Genomic DNA, 17613 nt, shown 5'->3' with positions numbered 1-17613 from the left:
CATGAAAATTATTAATATTGGAGTTTTAGCTCATGTTGATGCGGGAAAAACTACCTTAACAGAAAGCTTATTATATAACAGTGGAGCGATTACAGAATTAGGAAGCGTGGACAGAGGTACAACGAAAACGGATAATACGCTTTTAGAACGTCAGAGAGGAATTACAATTCAGACGGCGATAACCTCTTTTCAGTGGAAAAATACTAAGATAAACATCATAGACACGCCAGGACATATGGATTTTTTAGCAGAAGTATATCGTTCATTATCAGTATTAGATGGGGCAATTCTACTGATTTCTGCAAAAGATGGCGTACAAGCACAAACTCGTATATTGTTTCATGCACTTAGGAAAATAGGTATTCCCACAATCTTTTTTATCAATAAGATTGACCAAAATGGAATTGATTTATCAACGGTTTATCAGGATATTAAAGAGAAACTTTCTGCGGAAATTGTAATCAAACAGAAGGTAGAACTGCATCCTAATATGCGTGTAATGAACTTTACCGAATCTGAACAATGGGATATGGTAATAGAAGGAAATGATTACCTTTTGGAGAAATATACGTCTGGGAAATTATTGGAAGCATTAGAACTCGAACAAGAGGAAAGCATAAGATTTCATAATTGTTCCCTGTTCCCTGTTTATCACGGAAGTGCAAAAAACAATATAGGGATTGATAACCTTATAGAAGTGATTACGAATAAATTTTATTCATCAACACATCGAGGTCAGTCTGAACTTTGCGGAAAAGTTTTCAAAATTGAGTATTCGGAAAAAAGACAGCGTCTTGCATATATACGTCTTTATAGTGGCGTACTGCATTTGCGAGATTCGGTTAGAATATCGGAAAAGGAAAAAATAAAAATTACAGAAATGTATACTTCAATAAATGGTGAATTATGTAAAATCGATAAGGCTTATTCCGGGGAAATTGTTATTTTGCAGAATGAGTTTTTGAAGTTAAATAGTGTTCTTGGAGATACAAAGCTATTGCCACAGAGAGAGAGAATTGAAAATCCCCTCCCTCTGCTGCAAACGACTGTTGAACCGAGCAAACCTCAACAAAGGGAAATGTTACTTGATGCACTTTTAGAAATCTCCGACAGTGACCCGCTTCTGCGATATTATGTGGATTCTGCGACACATGAAATCATACTTTCTTTCTTAGGGAAAGTACAAATGGAAGTGACTTGTGCTCTGCTGCAAGAAAAGTATCATGTGGAGATAGAAATAAAAGAGCCTACAGTCATTTATATGGAAAGACCGTTAAAAAAAGCAGAGTATACCATTCACATCGAAGTTCCACCGAATCCTTTCTGGGCTTCCATTGGTCTATCTGTAGCACCGCTTCCATTAGGGAGCGGAGTACAGTATGAGAGCTCGGTTTCTCTTGGATACTTAAATCAATCGTTTCAAAATGCAGTTATGGAGGGGATACGCTATGGCTGTGAACAAGGATTGTATGGTTGGAATGTGACGGACTGTAAAATCTGTTTTAAGTATGGCTTATACTATAGCCCTGTTAGTACCCCAGCAGATTTTCGGATGCTTGCTCCTATTGTATTGGAACAAGTCTTAAAAAAAGCTGGAACAGAATTGTTAGAGCCATATCTTAGTTTTAAAATTTATGCGCCACAGGAATATCTTTCACGAGCATACAACGATGCTCCTAAATATTGTGCGAACATCGTAGACACTCAATTGAAAAATAATGAGGTCATTCTTAGTGGTGAAATCCCTGCTCGGTGTATTCAAGAATATCGTAGTGATTTAACTTTCTTTACAAATGGACGTAGTGTTTGTTTAACAGAGTTAAAAGGGTACCATGTTACTACCGGTGAACCTGTTTGCCAGCCCCGTCGTCCAAATAGTCGGATAGATAAAGTACGATATATGTTCAATAAAATAACTTAGTGTATTTTATGTTGTTATATAAATTTACTACTTATTTACCACTTCTGACAGCTAAGACATGAGGAAATATGCAAAGAAACGTGAAGTATCTTCCTACAGTAAAAATACTCGAAAGCACATAGAATAAGGCTTTACGAGCATTTAAGAAAATATAAAAAGATAATTAGAAATTTATACTTTGTTTTCAAAAAAATATGATATAATAGGTTGTATAAAATTAATTATTATTTTGGTCATATAGAGGAATTAACTATGTCTGATCAACAGAATATACATAACAATCAAAATACATATAGAAATAATGAACGTAGCGATAGCTTTGGTAGTAATGCTCACTTCGGAGAGCCAAATACACGAGTATTATCTGATGATGAACGCCGTGATTTTGATGGTGTAACCATTGAAGAGGTAGGAGACTCTGTTCATGTGGACTCTACACCTAGTAATATGAACGAAGAATATCAACGCGGTGAAGAGTACAATCAATATGGCCCTCATGTTAAGGTGTATAGCTTTAATAGTACCAGCTGGCTAAGTCGTATTGTTTTAATTATCCTTCTAGCAATTGTTTTAGCAGCTGTAGTATTCTTTGGTGGCATTATCCTATCCGTAGTAGGTGTTGTCATATTAGTGGGTGCTATTGTTTCCTTTATCTTTGGCCTCTTTTAATGGTATAATATATATATTATGACTAGACGGTGGCTGAGCCATTCGATGATATAAAGGGGACCTATGAACGTAGTTTTATCCACATTAAACTCAAAATTTATACATTCCTCCCTGGCTTTGCGTTATCTCAAAGCCTATGGGCAGGCTCACGGACAGGCATACGATATAGTAGAATATACTATTAATATGCCTGTTTTACATATTCTTAGCGATATTACAGAGCGCAATATAGACGTATTGGGCTTTGCTTGTTATATCTGGAATATTGAAATGACCTTACATGTGGTGGACATGGTGAAAGCAGTTCGACCAGATATTAAAATTATCTTAGGCGGTCCGGAGGTATCTTTCACTGCCGATGAAATTCTAAATCGTTGCCATGCTGTAGATTATGTTATACAAGGCGAAGGGGAAGAAGCCTTTTATCAACTTATTAGGGCCTTAACAAATGGCAAGGATGGCCTTACAGAGGAAATTGCTGGCATTCGTGGCCGTCATATATCTGGCCAACTTATGGGCTCTACTGAAACCGTAGAGGTAAAGGATCTAAGTACTATACCATTCCCATACGTGGAAGAGGATATGGTCGATTTAGAACATAAAATCATCTACTATGAATCCTCTCGAGGATGTCCATTCTCCTGTCAGTATTGTTTATCTGGCAACAAGAATACGGTTCGATTCTTTCCACAAGAAAGAACATTAAAAGAGTTACAATGGTTTATGGACCGTAAAGTAAAGCAAGTTAAATTTGTAGATAGAACATTTAACTGTGCACCACATCATCATCGTCCGTTGATGGAGTTTATGCGTGATGCTGATACAGAGACGAACTTCCATTTAGAAATGGAGCCTGAGCTCATGACGGAATGGGAAACAAATATTCTCTGTGAAACACCACCAGGGCGCATTCAAATCGAAGTGGGTGTACAAAGTACACATAAGAAAACTTTAGATGCCATCAATCGATATAATGATTGGCCGTACATTCAAAAGGCAATTCGTCCAATTATTGAGGCGGGACGCACACATGTTCATATGGACTTAATTGTAGGCTTACCTTACGAAAATAAAGCGAGATTTGGATTATCCTTCAACGATTTATTTAGCTTACAACCTCATGCACTGCAAATAGGTTTCTTAAAACTATTAAAAGGCTCTGGTGTACGCCGCATGGAGGAATACCAATATATTAGTGATCCTTTAGCGCCTTACGAGGTTTTGAGTACTCATGTATTACCATATAATGATGTACGCTTCTTAAAGCACTTTGAAGATGTATTTGAACGCTTCTATAATAGTGAGCGTTTTAGAACTGTCTTTGGCTATATTGGCAGCAAGCTCATAAAGAAACATACTGATACATCCATAACTGGTGAAGATACAGTAACAAATCATGTACCACCTATGAAAAAGTATGATCCTTCTAAAGTGGAGCCTAAAAAAGATGCCTTTTCTTATTTCTGTGAAATGACACAGGCTTGGCTCGATGCTGGAAATCACAAGGTTAACTTAAAAGATATCGACCAAATCGAGTTCTTATATAATTTCTTCTTGTCTAAGGGCGATACTGTGGCAGCTGAATTATTACAGTATGATACACTTGTTAGCTATCGAGGTAAGGTTCGCAGCGAAGCCGTTGGCTTACCGAAGCAGACAAAAGAGCTTTTACAAGAAGGGGAAGCATTCTGGCGCAACGAAGAGATTGCATCTCAGTATATTCCAAACTATACATTTAAAGAATGGCGTAAGATTCGCCAACAATATGTGGAGATGCCAATGTCTGAGGACACGGCACATGTATTAGGCATAGAAAATGTACCTAATACACCATTTACAGTAGTTATCGACGTTAATAAAGAGGTAAAACCATTTATACGTCCTGAAATAGAGGCTTCTTAAATATTACAAGCGATGATTGGTTAGTTAAATAGGAGTGTTATGACCGATACAACGAGACCAAAACGATACCGTATGGTATCTAAATATTATAAAGAGACCTATGGTGAAAAGGTTTATAAACTGCCTGTTGCGTTGCCGCTGACTTGTCCTAATCGGGACGGTTCGGCTGGCGTAGGGGGCTGTACCTTCTGCGGAGAAATCGGTGCGGGCTATGAAAATCGTCCTGCTTGGATGACAGTGCGCATGCAATTAGAGGAAAATATTGCCCACATAGGTCCCAAATACAAGGCGAAAAAATTCATACCTTATTATCAAAACTTCAGTAATACTTACTTGAGTCTTAATGATTTTAAAAGCTATATGGAGCAAGGTTGCATCGACGAAGCTGTAGGCATCGCCATTGCAACGAGACCAGATTGTATTGCCGATGAATACCTAGAAATCTTGGCGGATATTCGTGATCGTTTTCAAAAGGATATTTATATTGAATTAGGCCTACAAACGGTTAATTATGATACGTTAGAGAAAATTAATCGCGGTCATGATTTAGCTCAGTTTATTGATGCTGTATTGCGCATTAAGAGATACGGATTTAATGTGACAACCCATATGATTGTTAATTTGCCTTGGGATACAATGCAGGATACCATCGAAGGGGCCCGTATTTTGTCAGCCCTTGGCGTAGATCAAGTTAAACTGCATGCTTTATATATTGTGAAAAATACATTGATGGCTAAGTGGTATCAAGAGGGGCAATTTACCTTAATTAGTGCTGAAGAATATGCTGATCGGGTTGTGAATTTTGTTCGTCACTTGCATCCAGACATTGTATTGCAACGTCTTGTGGGGCGGGCGCCTGAAGATAATACACTCTTTACAAATTGGTCTATGGGTTGGTGGCGCGTACAAGATTTAATTGATGATAAATTAGACGAACTGGATGCCCATCAAGGTGATTTATGTGATTATTTAAACGGCAAAGCCGTTCGTAAGTTTATAGATTAGGAGGTTGTATGAGCGAACAAGTATTTACATTTCCTACATATGACCTAGCACAATCCATACTAGGTCAACATAATCGGTATTTGCATATGATGCTTGAAGTCATCTCTGTAGATGTAGTGGCACGCGGAGATACCGTGGTTATCAAGGGCGATGAAAAGCAAGTAGAGGCCCTTTATCGCACCTTAGAAGAACTAGTATTCCTATACAGAGAAGGTAGTACCATCACTGAGTCCCAAGTTCGTATTGCGGCCAAACTTGTAGCGAACGGTAAAGCTGATGCTGTACATACTATGTTTGAAGATACCTTATCTGTTAATATGCGCGGTAAAAATATTACGCCTAAAACGGAAGGTCAAAAATACTATGTAGATAGCATTCGCAAAAACACCATTACCTTTGGTATAGGTCCTGCTGGTACAGGTAAAACATTCCTAGCCGTAGCGTTAGCTGCATTCTATTTAAAAAACCGCAATGTTGATAAAATCATTTTGACTCGTCCTGCTGTAGAGGCTGGTGAACGATTAGGTTTCCTACCTGGTGAATTACAAGACAAGGTAGATCCTTATTTGCGACCTCTTTATGATGCATTACATGAAATGTTTGGCATCGAACAAGTACAACGCTTTATGGAACGTGGTACTATTGAGGTAGCACCATTGGCATATATGCGTGGTCGTACCTTAGAAAACGCTTTTGTTATTCTAGACGAAGCTCAAAATACGACAGCTGAGCAGATGAAGATGTTCTTAACCCGTTTAGGTAACAACTCTAAAATGGTAGTCAACGGCGATAAGACACAAATTGACTTGCCTCCACGTGTTGTGTCTGGTCTTGGCGAGGCTGAAAAGGTATTGCGTCATGTACCTGGTATTAATATGGTTTACTTTAGCGATCAAGACGTTGTTCGTCACGATTTAGTAGGCCGTATTGTAAAAGCTTATGATCAGTATCATGAACGTAAATTAGCTGGTGAGACTGCGGAAACTAACGCAGCATCTAAAGAGCATGTAGCGAAAGGATAAGCATGTATATACATATTAGCTATGATGAAGGAATTCAAGAGGATTCCAATATTGAGACTGTTATACGCAAGGTCTGCGATGAAGTGAGTCGCGTATATGGTCTTGAAGAAGATGAAATGAGTATTTTACTTTGCAATAATGCTAAGATTCACGAGCTTAACAAAGAATATCGCGGCATCGATAGACCTACCGATGTATTGTCCTTTGCCCTTAATGAAGGGGATGATTATGAAGGCAGTGAAGAGGAACATCACTTACTTGGTGATATGATTATTTCATTAGAGCGCACTCGTGAACAGGCTATTGAATATGGACATAGCTTTGAACGCGAATTAGCGTACTTAACGACTCATAGTTGTTTACATATTTTAGGCTATGACCATATGAACGATGAAGATAAAAAAGAGATGCGTACTGAAGAAGAATTTATCTTAGGTAATCTCGGTTATGTGCGGGAGGATGCACCATATAATGAATAAGAACGAACATTTTAAATCTGGCTTTGTTGCCGTTGTAGGACGACCTAATGTCGGTAAATCTACATTAATTAATGCCCTTATTGGCGACAAAATCGCTATCGTATCCGATAAGGCTCAAACAACGCGCAACCGTATTATCTGTGTATATACAGATGAAGCAAAACAAATCGTTTTCATGGATACACCAGGTGTACATAAGCCAAAACATAAATTAGGTGAATTCATGGTAGATGCTGCCATTGAGTCCTTGAAAGAAACGGAAGCTGTTTTATTTGTAGTAGCAGGCAATGAAAAACGCGGCCCTGGGGATAACTTTATTATTGAGCAATTAAAACGTGTAAAAGTGCCTGTTTTCTTAGTCGTTAACAAGATTGACACTCTAAAAAAAGAGGAGCTTTTAGAAGCCATCGTGTCTTATCAAGATGCATATCCATTTGCAGGGGTTATTCCTATTTCTGCAAAGGATAAAGAGAACCTAAATGAAGTTCTAAATGTATTAGAAGAAACATTACCGGAAGGTCCACAATACTTCCCAGAGGATATGATTACGGACCAACCAGAACGTCTTATCATTTCCGATATTGTTCGTGAAAAAATCCTATTGGCTACACGTGATGAAATCCCTCATGCTATCGCTGTAGACGTAGATGAAATGAAAACACGTGATGATGGTACAACCTATATCCGTGCTACTATTTACTGTGAACGAGACTCTCAAAAGGGAATTATCATCGGTAAGAAAGGTGCCTTGTTGAAACAACTGGGTGCTGAAGCCCGTGTAGATATTCAAAAACTATTGGCTACAAAGGTGTACTTAGACCTTTGGGTTAAGGTTAAAAAGGATTGGCGCAATAAATCCGGCATGTTATCTGAACTTGGTTATAGAAAATAAATTCTGATATAATAATTACTAACTTGTTTTCCCTATTGTATGAAAGGAATTAAGATGGATAGTGTAGATGGCCTGTTACCCATAGGGTTTGGCCTTGTATGTATATTTTTAATTAACTTTTTTGTGGTCGCAAAGTTCTCCTTTGCCCGCCTTCGTAAAGAGCATGTTGAGGATATGGATATCCTTTTAGAGAAGGATCGAGAGTTTTTATTAAAACTCTATCAAAACCCTGAGTATTTTTTAAATACTACGCAGTTTTTGATTTTATTCTTTATTTTGGCTCTTGCTGGTACAGGCACCTATGTATTTGATAACATCGTAGATCAACTTGTAGCGGTATTTAATGTGCATAGTACATGGATGCACCTCGTACTAGATATACTTTTATTGCTATTAATTAGCTTAATCGTTTTAATCTTTGGTGAAATCGTACCTAAAGCATTGGGCTTATCGTTCCCAACAAAGTATGTAAATACCTATAGCCGCATCGTAGTAGCTGCTGGTCGTTTGGTATATCCGTTCATTTGGATTGCTAGCAAAATTTCCACTGTTATTTTGGGCTTTTACAAAACAAAATATTTAACAGAGCTAGACCTTGTGTACTCTGAAGAAGAAATCCGTATGATGATTTCTCGAAGTCATGAAGAAGGTCAACTAGACCAAGTAGAATCAGAGTTGATTGACAATGTTTTTAACTTTGTAGACCGTAGAGCTAAAGAGGTTATGGTACCGCGTCAAGATGTGGACTGTATTTTCGTTGAAGACGGTTACGATGAAGCAATGAAATTTATTCGTTCTAAGGCTCATACGCGTTACCCTCTATGTGTGGAGGATAAGGATCATATCATTGGTCTAGTTCATATTAAGGACCTCATGGAACGTCCTAACCAAGCGCGTAAGGATTTGCGTAATGTAAAACGAGATATCTTAACTGTGCCAGAGGTAATGAAGTTATCCACACTGCTACAATACATGAGAACTCGTCGTATCTATCAAGCTATTGTTGTAGATGAGTACGGTGGTATGGTTGGTCTCGTAGGCCTTGAAGATATTATCGAAGAGCTCGTTGGGGATATTCAAGACGAACATGAACCACACTTACCAGCTAAAATTGCTTATGCAGATGGATCCTTTGAGTTTGATGGTAAGGTCCTCGTAGACGAAGTAGAGGAAATGATGGACGTTGAAATCGACGATTCCGATTCTGATACAATTGGGGGCTATGTATTTGGTCTCTTAGAACGGACACCAATCGTTGGTGATACTGTGGATGCATTGGGATATACCTTTGAAGTAACACAAATGCAAGGCTATCGCGTATCCCGTATTAAAGTAACACCTTTACCTGAAGAGGAAATAACGGAAGAAGAACATGAAGAAGCTTAATGGTGGTTTTAACACGCCTGCCATCGTCATTAGTCGAAAAAAACATAAGCTAAACTCTGTATTTACTTTTATCACACCTAGCTTAGGGATTATACGTGCATCCATACCACATAAGCGCATGATGACCATGCGTAACAGTTCCTATTTACGTCCCTTTAGTGCCATGTATATAACGGTCGTATCTGATGGTGAATATGTAAATGTTACACAAATTGATGGTTCCTATGTGGTGGAATCGTTAGACGTAAATCTCGATAACATCGCTTATGCTGCCGTAGCGAGCGAGCTTATTCAAGAGCTATTTGCTATGTATGATGTAGACCGTAAGGTCTTTGATACCGTTGTTAATTACTCCAAGCAAATTCGCCGTCGCAATGTACAATTGGGAACGATCATGCTTGGGTGGCAATTACTATCTCTCGCAGGGGTTGTGCCAAGTGCTAATGCTTTTACTCATCAAGATGGTATCGATCCCTTCTGGTTACAGATACGAGAAACAACAAATCTTAGCATTTCGCGTTCTGTAAAAGCTGGATTACCTCAAATTCTCGCTTACCAGTGGGGCGAAGACACGCCTATAGAACTTCCCAAAACAATATGGAAGGAACTAGAAAAACTACTATTTGCATACTGCGAGCAAGAAATAGGTAAACCATTACAAAGCGTAAAGTTTTTGAACTCTATCATTTAAATATAAAGGCACCAAGCATAGTCTTGGTGCTTTTTCTGTATCTATGGTCACATATGAAAAAATATAATAGTAATAGACAAATGTACATTCGTAGTTGACTATATAAATAAATATTATTTATAATGAAATAATATTTATACTATATATTTTATGGGAGGTCATTATGCAGCTTTTGGGTAATCTCAAAATCCACTTTTTAGCGCTCGTATTAACCGTAGCCGCTGAATATGTGGGCATCAAGAAACTAGGTCCTGTTGTACTATTACCATTATTGTACACATTGATTCTAGGTTTATTAATTTCTATTCCTAAGTTCAAGATTCTTACAATTGAACAAATGGAAAAATCTGCTGATTATATCGGTATTGCCGTTATGATCTTGATGGTAAAAGTAGGTCTTGGTATCGGTCCAAATCTCGGTATTCTAACAAGTGCTGGTTGGGCATTATTATTACAAGAACTTGGTCACTTCTTCGGTACTATCATCTTCGGTTTACCAGTAGCTTTGTTAGTTGGCATGCGCCGTGAAGCAGTAGGTGCTTGTTACTCTGTAGACCGTGAGCCAAACGTAGCGATCATCATCGATAAATTCGGCTTTAGCTCTCCAGAGGGCCGTGGCGTTATGGGCATGTACATCTGTGGCGTTCTAATCGGTGCTATGTGGTCCTCCGTATTAGCAGGTATGTTAGCCCAATCTGGTTGGTTCCATCCTTTAGCACTTGCCATGGGCGCTGGCGTAGGTAGTGCTAGTATGATGGCCGCTGCTACCGCGCCTATCGTTGCAGTATACCCTGAGTTTGAACAACAAATTATGGCTCTCGCTGGGGCAGCAAACTTGTTGACTACAGTATTAGGCGTATACTTTGGTCTATTTATTTCCTTACCAGTAATGGAAAAATCTTACAACTTCTTTACTGGTCGTACACGTGAACAAGATTTAGCAGAGGAGGCAGCACGTCATGAGTAAAAGCGAAAAAATTACACAATTTGTTATCGTTATCTGTATTGCTGCTATCATTACTGCAGTAGGTAACGTAATGGACGGTAAACACCTATTTGGGGATAGCTTAATCGGCGTTGCCGTATTAGCAGGTCTTGCTACTATTGGTGCAATGATTTCTTATTTGCCATATGCGAATAAATTCCCTATGGTATTCTGGGTGTCTCTAGTTGGCGTTCTTGCGTCCTTACCTGGTATGCCTGGTCAAGAATGGATCATCGCTAAAACTAGCCAAGTAACATTCCTTGCTACGACAACACCTGTACTTGCTTATGCAGGTCTATCCTTAGGTAAAGACCTCGGTGCTTTCCGTCGCTTGTCTTGGCGTATTATTCCAGTTGCATTAGCAGTAACAGCAGGTACTTTCATCTGTGCAACAGCATTAGCACAATTCGTACTTCATTTAGAAGGTTTAATTTAGGAGCTGATTAGCCGTATGACAAAGGAAGAAGTAAAACAACGTGTTTGTGAAGCCATTGTAGCGGCACAACCACGGTTACGTGAAATAGCTGAGTCCATTATGGCTGAGCCTGAACTCGGTTACAAAGAGGTAAAGACCTCTAAGAAAGTACGAGATATGTTTGATGAGCTCGGCATTCCCTATACTACTGAACACGCTCTTACTGGTGTAAAAGGTCGTATGAAAGGCCGTGATAGCAAATATACAGTTGCTATGATCGGTGAACTAGATGCCATTCTTTGTCCGCGCCATCCTCGTGCTGATGATTTAACGGGTGCAGCACATTGCTGTGGTCACAATATTCAAATTACCAATATGTTTGCCGTAGCTATGGGCTTGCAATCTGTTATGAATGAACTCGCTGGCGATGTAGTTTTATTTGCTGTTCCAGCCGAAGAAATGATCGAAGTTGATTACCGCAATAAATTGCGTGAACAAGGCAAGATTAAATACATGGGCGGTAAACAACAGCTTATTTACGAAGGTGCATTTGACGATATCGACATGGCTATGCAAATGCACGTGGAAACGGCTAAAACACCGGCAGGGGAAATGGGCCTAGGTAGTTCATCTAATGGTTTTGTTGCTAAATTAATCGAATACCATGGTAAAGTAGCACATGCAGCAGCGGCACCTCACGAAGGGATTAATGCTCTTAATGCTGCCTTGATGGGCGTTATGGGGGTGAACTCTATTCGTGAAACTTTCAAAGAAAGCGACTATTTCAGATTCCATCCGATCATCAACCAAGGCGGTACATTGGTTAACTGTGTACCTGACTATGTTCAAGTTGAAAGTTACGTTCGTGCCTCTAATATTGAGGCCATCGTAAATGGCAACCATCGTGTAAACCGCGCGTTAAAGGCTGGTGGCGACGCAGTAGGGGCCACTTGCGTTATTAACGATTTGCCAGGTTACTTACCGATGAGAAACGATGCTCGTATGAACGAAATGTTACGCCAAAACTCTAATCCATTATTTGGTGAAGAAAATGTATTCCAAGGCGATCACATGACAGCAAGTACAGATATGGGCGACGTATCTCACTTGATGCCTGTTATCCATCCTTGGGTCGGCTGTATCAATGGTGTGCTGCACAGCGCAGAATATGAAATTTCTGTACCTGATGTAGCATACATCAAAACAGCACAAGCATTAGCTATGACAATCGTAGATTTACTATACGATGACGCCGCAGGTGCTAAAGATGTGTTAAACAACTTTACACCAGCATTAAATAAACAAAGCTATATTGAACTCTTAGACCGTATTGCTAAGGGTGAATAAAATAAACCACCTATCGAAGATACATTGATTATCTTTGGTAGGTGGTTTACAATTTATTTATATAACTATAATGATTTGTTTAAGTCTATTTTTTATATACTAATGTATATATTAGTTTTTTTTAGAGGAGCTTATGAACGAGAATCTTGCTTTACTACTAGCTATCTTATATCTAATCTATAGATTTAAGACATATAAAAAAACTAATAAAATAATAGAAGACAGAATAGAAAATGTTCACAAGCCATACTTTAAACGTGTACGAGATGTTTTAGGTTGTTCTGAAGAAGAAGCAGAGAAGGTCGGATTAGCATTAGATAAATATTTGGTACCCTTAGAAAGTAAATTCTATAAAATTGATGATAGTACTTACTCATTTGTTGATGCAGGCGGCCTTAAAGGAACATTTTCAATAGATCAAAACTATAATTTATTGACATTAGTTTATAACGATGTTGATTTATTAGCTTTACATCAAGTATAAAAATCAATAATTAGAGAAAATGTATTTATGTATGTTAATTTACTATATTCTGATATAACACTGTATGGCGTCAAGATAGTATTTTTAAATTTGCATTTTGTTTGTTAGGTAAAATTAAAATGACTACTATAAAAAAATTATTTTTCTATGCATTTGCATTATTTTCATTGACTTCAATTATATATGGCATAGCTTATGATTATATGATCGGTGCTGAAATTCACTATGATTTTTATGGTGCGGGATTCGTTAGTTGGTTAATTTTCTTTGGTATATTGAAAGCAATTTTAGGCATATAAATAGTGTTAATTTAAATTATGAAAACCTTACAATAATAAAGTTACTAATATACCTTTCGTATTTACATCTAATGAATTAAGGAGTTATTATGCTCTCTAGAAAGATCTTAAAAATAACCTTTATATCTTTTTTAGGATTAGTGTTGATTATTTTACTTTTTCTTGGCCTTAGAATTAATTCATATAAAATCTTTATAACATCTCTTGAGATGGAGAAAAACAAATAGGGCTAAACAAAAATATGACTGGTTTTGCTACAGATTTTCCTAATATATACTCTAGTGGTGATTTCGGTATAGTTGTTGTTAACGTATTACCCTATGGAACAGTACGTATTATTCCAAACTATGATGGGTTTAGTACTACATTTGTATCACCTCAAGATGCAAATTTAGAATCTCTACAAAGAGCTTATGGTGAAAAGTTAATAATTTTAGAGAGTATTGATCAATTTACAGAAGCTGAAAGAAAGATTATATCTGAGATAACTAATAAGGACTCCAAACCAAGATATGACCGTGATACTTGGGTTACTAGATCATACTAATTTATGGTAAGTATATTTTTAAATCAATTTGGAGAATAAATTATGTTCGAGATAGTAACAATTTTAGGGCTCATATATTTGTTATATCGTATTAGATTCTTTTATAAAGAGAGGAATTATAATCAGGTAAAAGGTTTTGTTTCTATATTAGTTTTCATAATAACAGTTTTGGTTTTGAAACAATTATATGATTATAAATATATTACTTTTGAAGTGTATTATAATATTTCACTTGTAGTTGGACTACTTTTTTATCTATTAGTTATTGGGGTTATTATATATAAATATAGATATGCAGATAATAAGGAACAAAAAAAAGATCTAATTAAAACTTTTATATTAGCTAACTTGCCTATTCTAATCTTGGGATTCTTATATTTTTTAATTTTTTGATAAAGTAGAGAAAAATTAAGTATATAATCCTTGTAAAAATATTCCGGTAGATGAAGAAGTAAAAATGAGGAGTAATAGAATCAATGAAATTAATATATTATTTTGCTACTATATCCTTGTTTTTAGCATTTGCCTATAGTGTAATTCAATATATCCGAAGATCTAACGAGGACATAAATGAAAAATATAGATTGATTAGTTTTGGCATATTTTTGCTTGTATTTTTTACGGATTTAAAGTTCCTCGATACTATAAATAAGGAGTTTAAATACCTAATTGAGTTTTTATTGCTATCTTTTAGTACATACCTGTTTTCACTAATTTTTAAAAATAGTGATAATAAATGGATTTATTACCTATTTTCTCTCTTTACTATATTGTTATTTTTAATGGCTATCTTATTTTCTATGTAATTGAAAGCTGTAAATACATAATTGGAATTGTATTAATCTTATGGATTATATTACATTCGCATTAATAATGTTAATACAATTTGTCTTTTTATGGATGGAATATTTATTTAGGGAGAAAATATGTGGAAAAACCAATAGTTAATATATTTTTCCTTTTAGGTTTTAATTATTTTATGATTAAGTCTTGGGGGACTTGGAAGGTTACACTTTTAACAGTAATTGGCAACTATTTCTTAATAAGTATTTTAATAGAATCATATTATGGTTTACCTAAATTTATTGAGATATTTAATGCTATTTTTACGTTTAGTATAAGTGTTGCAGGTACTTATGTTTTATGGCGTAAAAATAAAGCAGGGACATTAACTGATTATGAAAAAAGGTGTTGGCGCTTAATACGCACTCTGGATCTTTTGATTTTTATATCCGTATTATTACTCTTATCGTTTTTCTTATTTATAAAGTACTTTTAAGTAATATATTTGGTATGTGATATTACCTTGCGTGCTAATAATGTGTCACATAATTTTGATCAAATATATAAATTTATATTTTACTCTTAGATCACATTAATAAGCGTGAATAAAATAAACCACCTATTAAAGATGAATTGAAAATCTTTTGGACGTGCTAATGTAGTTGAATTAGATTTGAAAAAATCTTTTGATATTGATCGTTTTAAAGTAAATCTTGATGGGCGTATTGGTCATGGTGCTGGTGCTGGAGTGGAAGGTGGAATCCAATATTCTGATGGTAAGCTAGGTGCTAATTCAAGTTTGCAAAGACCAAAGCTGGGATTGAGTGGATCAGTCGGTGTTGATATTGAAAGTAATGGTATCAATACTAAATTATTAGAAATAGATAAAAATTTAAATCATGATGATAAAAATAAAACAAAAAAGTAAGAGGTATGAGAATTGACTGTCAAAAATAAATTATTAGATTTTTTAAATGATCAGCGGTTTCGTTGGATATCTTCGTTAATTTTATTGCTTGGTTTTTTTATTGGAGGCTTACAAGATAAAAATTATGAGTTCTCATTTTCTGTTTTAGAAGGAATATTTCCTGCTTTTTTATATTCCTGCGTTATGTTGGGACCTATATATAGAAGAAGAAAACTATATCGATTTATATATAGGCGAGCGTTAAATATATGCGGTTCAAAAACAAAAGTATTTCTTTATATTTTTTTTGGCCTGCATGGTAAATTACTTGGAATTAATGTCACACATAAAAGTAAATTTAAATGGGCGATTATAATTATTAGTTATATAGTTTTTGTAGGCTGGACAATACAAAGTGAGATGCCATTTGTTTTAAAGTTAGTTATTGTAGTTATAGCGACATATAGATTATTAGTTTCTATAAACTCCTAATGAAATAGATGATATTCAGTGGATTGTAATATTTCTAGATAGTGTCAATAATTTTGTGTAAACGTCTTTTTATTCTCAATTACCAAACCTATTTTGTGACTGGCTAAATGTTACATCAAATCCATGATATATTTTACCAAAGAATTTAGTATTATACTCAGTAGTAAATGAATATATAAAAGTATCTAATAATTCAATTGACAATATGTAGCCAACATTGTTGGAACCGTGCTCTTGGATATATTTCCTAACAAGCTTGTTGCAATCTTTTAAATTCATTACCGACAAAAAGGAGAATGTTCTCTAGACCTTTTTGTTTTGCATGATCTAATAGCCCTTTGTAGACTAATATTCTTTCATTAGGATGTATACCATAATCAACGACATGGTTATCTCTTTATGGTGTAATACGAATTAAAACATGAAGAGCCTCTCTTTGATATGTACCCCCTTTACTGGATAATCAGTAAAGGGGGTACTTTCATGAGATATAGTTATAAATTTAAAAAGAAAGCTATTGAGTTATCTGCCTAAATTATTACTAGATTCAAATAAATCTTTCAAAAGTACTACGAAGTCTGATATTGCTAATGGTACAATAAAAACACAGACTTCGAATATTGATATTGATAAAATTTCACGTGATACGGAGTATAGTCTAAATAAACTAGATACGATTTCTGATAAGAAAAAGGTAGTATAGAGACTGATAATAGTGAAGTAACATTGTATGAATATAATTCAAATAAAAAAATAAATCAGATAAAATCAAATAATTATAATTATTAGTGATATCGGAGCTAATAAATGAAAAGTAAAATTATAAAATTATTAAATTTAATAAGATTTAGAATAATTGGTACAATTCTTTTATCAATTACAATAACAGTCAATGCTATTGAAGCAACTGCCCCAAATATAGACTATATATTTATTATTCCAATATTAGTAATGGGGACAATATTATTATGGCCTTTAATTCGAGGAAGACGTATTGTTAGTCGTATTTATAGAAAAAGCATGAGTAAATATAAATCGAGATTAAAAGTATATTTATATTTTATTTTAGGATTTCATAATAAACTTGTTGGAATACCGATTAAACAAAAGAGTATGTTTGGCTGGGTAAATTTATGTATTTCCATTATAGGATCGGTCAGTATTCTTAGTTGGATGTATATAAATAATATCTCCATTTGGATATTTATATTCACTCTTGTTTTATCTATATATAGAGTATTAAAAGTAATATATAGTTAAATTAAGCTTAATATTGACATCTCTCTCTTTGTATTGCTACAATATTGTGTATAATATATGCGATGAAGCAGAGTAGTAAACCTCTCTAGCGAGTGAGGATGGTGTAAGCTCACATTTGGTTGAAGGC

19 protein-coding genes are annotated in these 17613 nt (G+C 35.6%); all 19 read left to right on the top strand.

Annotated features, from left to right (window positions below):
- Position 1: 1 nt before the first annotated feature.
- On the top strand, positions 2–1921 hold the full coding sequence (gene tet(M) / locus VRHSUH10_RS01980; protein WP_002414694.1) for a tetracycline resistance ribosomal protection protein Tet(M): 1920 nt from the start codon (positions 2–4) through the stop codon (positions 1919–1921).
- Between the two features lie 252 nt (positions 1922–2173).
- On the top strand, positions 2174–2590 hold the full coding sequence (locus tag VRHSUH10_RS01975; protein WP_105089246.1) for a transcriptional regulator: 417 nt from the start codon (positions 2174–2176) through the stop codon (positions 2588–2590).
- A 63-nt stretch (positions 2591–2653) separates the two neighbouring features.
- On the top strand, positions 2654–4492 hold the full coding sequence (locus VRHSUH10_RS01970) for a B12-binding domain-containing radical SAM protein (protein ID WP_105089245.1): 1839 nt from the start codon (positions 2654–2656) through the stop codon (positions 4490–4492).
- 39 nt (positions 4493–4531) lie between these two features.
- Complete coding sequence (locus VRHSUH10_RS01965; RefSeq protein ID WP_105089244.1) at positions 4532–5497, top strand: TIGR01212 family radical SAM protein; 966 nt, start codon at positions 4532–4534, stop codon at positions 5495–5497.
- Between the two features lie 8 nt (positions 5498–5505).
- Positions 5506–6519: a PhoH family protein gene (locus VRHSUH10_RS01960; RefSeq protein ID WP_005386516.1), complete on the top strand. Its 1014-nt coding sequence runs from the start codon at positions 5506–5508 to the stop codon at positions 6517–6519.
- 2 nt (positions 6520–6521) lie between these two features.
- The gene (ybeY, locus tag VRHSUH10_RS01955) at positions 6522–6998 is read left to right on the top strand and encodes an rRNA maturation RNase YbeY (RefSeq protein WP_105089243.1); all 477 of its coding nucleotides are present in this window, start codon (positions 6522–6524) and stop codon (positions 6996–6998) included.
- Entirely contained in the window at positions 6991–7890 is a 900-nt protein-coding gene (gene era, locus VRHSUH10_RS01950; protein ID WP_005386518.1) for a GTPase Era, read from the top strand. Before ybeY ends, era begins: the two co-directional genes overlap by 8 nt.
- A 54-nt stretch (positions 7891–7944) precedes the next feature.
- A complete protein-coding gene (locus VRHSUH10_RS01945) occupies positions 7945–9276 on the top strand; it encodes a hemolysin family protein (protein ID WP_105089242.1) in 1332 nt (443 codons plus the stop codon).
- The gene (locus tag VRHSUH10_RS01940; protein ID WP_105089241.1) at positions 9263–9967 is read left to right on the top strand and encodes a DNA repair protein RecO; all 705 of its coding nucleotides are present in this window, start codon (positions 9263–9265) and stop codon (positions 9965–9967) included. The genes VRHSUH10_RS01945 and VRHSUH10_RS01940 overlap by 14 nt, the downstream gene beginning before the upstream one ends.
- Before the next feature lie 163 nt (positions 9968–10130).
- Positions 10131–10934: a DUF3100 domain-containing protein gene (locus VRHSUH10_RS01935; RefSeq protein WP_009351322.1), complete on the top strand. Its 804-nt coding sequence runs from the start codon at positions 10131–10133 to the stop codon at positions 10932–10934.
- Complete coding sequence (locus tag VRHSUH10_RS01930) at positions 10927–11388, top strand: hypothetical protein (protein WP_105089240.1); 462 nt, start codon at positions 10927–10929, stop codon at positions 11386–11388. The genes VRHSUH10_RS01935 and VRHSUH10_RS01930 overlap by 8 nt, the downstream gene beginning before the upstream one ends.
- A gap of 6 nt (positions 11389–11394) precedes the next feature.
- The gene (locus VRHSUH10_RS01925) at positions 11395–12714 is read left to right on the top strand and encodes an amidohydrolase (RefSeq protein WP_105089239.1); all 1320 of its coding nucleotides are present in this window, start codon (positions 11395–11397) and stop codon (positions 12712–12714) included.
- A 133-nt stretch (positions 12715–12847) separates the two neighbouring features.
- Positions 12848–13198, top strand: a complete 351-nt coding sequence (locus tag VRHSUH10_RS01920; RefSeq protein ID WP_105089238.1) for a hypothetical protein — start codon at positions 12848–12850, stop codon at positions 13196–13198.
- 101 nt (positions 13199–13299) lie between these two features.
- A complete protein-coding gene (locus tag VRHSUH10_RS01915) occupies positions 13300–13497 on the top strand; it encodes a hypothetical protein (protein WP_233187058.1) in 198 nt (65 codons plus the stop codon).
- 241 nt (positions 13498–13738) lie between these two features.
- Positions 13739–14044 carry a hypothetical protein gene (locus VRHSUH10_RS01910; RefSeq protein ID WP_105089236.1) on the top strand — a complete coding sequence of 102 codons (306 nt, stop codon included), beginning with the start codon at positions 13739–13741 and terminating at the stop codon, positions 14042–14044.
- Positions 14045–14972: 928 nt separating this feature from the next.
- Positions 14973–15323: a hypothetical protein gene (locus VRHSUH10_RS01895; protein WP_233187057.1), complete on the top strand. Its 351-nt coding sequence runs from the start codon at positions 14973–14975 to the stop codon at positions 15321–15323.
- A gap of 177 nt (positions 15324–15500) precedes the next feature.
- The gene (locus VRHSUH10_RS01890; RefSeq protein WP_105089233.1) at positions 15501–15755 is read left to right on the top strand and encodes a hypothetical protein; all 255 of its coding nucleotides are present in this window, start codon (positions 15501–15503) and stop codon (positions 15753–15755) included.
- 12 nt (positions 15756–15767) lie between these two features.
- Positions 15768–16226: a hypothetical protein gene (locus VRHSUH10_RS01885; RefSeq protein ID WP_105089232.1), complete on the top strand. Its 459-nt coding sequence runs from the start codon at positions 15768–15770 to the stop codon at positions 16224–16226.
- Between the two features lie 807 nt (positions 16227–17033).
- Positions 17034–17486: a hypothetical protein gene (locus VRHSUH10_RS01875; protein ID WP_105089231.1), complete on the top strand. Its 453-nt coding sequence runs from the start codon at positions 17034–17036 to the stop codon at positions 17484–17486.
- The last annotated feature ends 127 nt before the right edge of the window (positions 17487–17613 follow it).

Origin of the sequence: Veillonella sp. T11011-6 (assembly GCF_002959755.1) — a bacterium.
GTDB lineage: Bacteria > Bacillota > Negativicutes > Veillonellales > Veillonellaceae > Veillonella.
This window is presented reverse-complemented; position numbering and strand designations above follow the sequence as displayed.

Coding starts and splice junctions, on each gene's coding strand:
- VRHSUH10_RS01920 (WP_105089238.1), top strand. CDS start 12,848: ATGAACGAGAATCTTGCTTTACTACTAGCTATCTTATATCTAATCTAT.
- VRHSUH10_RS01940 (WP_105089241.1), top strand. CDS start 9,263: ATGAAGAAGCTTAATGGTGGTTTTAACACGCCTGCCATCGTCATTAGT.
- VRHSUH10_RS01935 (WP_009351322.1), top strand. CDS start 10,131: ATGCAGCTTTTGGGTAATCTCAAAATCCACTTTTTAGCGCTCGTATTA.
- VRHSUH10_RS01975 (WP_105089246.1), top strand. CDS start 2,174: ATGTCTGATCAACAGAATATACATAACAATCAAAATACATATAGAAAT.
- era (WP_005386518.1), top strand. CDS start 6,991: ATGAATAAGAACGAACATTTTAAATCTGGCTTTGTTGCCGTTGTAGGA.
- VRHSUH10_RS01965 (WP_105089244.1), top strand. CDS start 4,532: ATGACCGATACAACGAGACCAAAACGATACCGTATGGTATCTAAATAT.
- VRHSUH10_RS01930 (WP_105089240.1), top strand. CDS start 10,927: ATGAGTAAAAGCGAAAAAATTACACAATTTGTTATCGTTATCTGTATT.
- ybeY (WP_105089243.1), top strand. CDS start 6,522: ATGTATATACATATTAGCTATGATGAAGGAATTCAAGAGGATTCCAAT.
- VRHSUH10_RS01875 (WP_105089231.1), top strand. CDS start 17,034: ATGAAAAGTAAAATTATAAAATTATTAAATTTAATAAGATTTAGAATA.
- VRHSUH10_RS01970 (WP_105089245.1), top strand. CDS start 2,654: ATGAACGTAGTTTTATCCACATTAAACTCAAAATTTATACATTCCTCC.
- VRHSUH10_RS01945 (WP_105089242.1), top strand. CDS start 7,945: ATGGATAGTGTAGATGGCCTGTTACCCATAGGGTTTGGCCTTGTATGT.
- VRHSUH10_RS01960 (WP_005386516.1), top strand. CDS start 5,506: ATGAGCGAACAAGTATTTACATTTCCTACATATGACCTAGCACAATCC.
- VRHSUH10_RS01910 (WP_105089236.1), top strand. CDS start 13,739: ATGACTGGTTTTGCTACAGATTTTCCTAATATATACTCTAGTGGTGAT.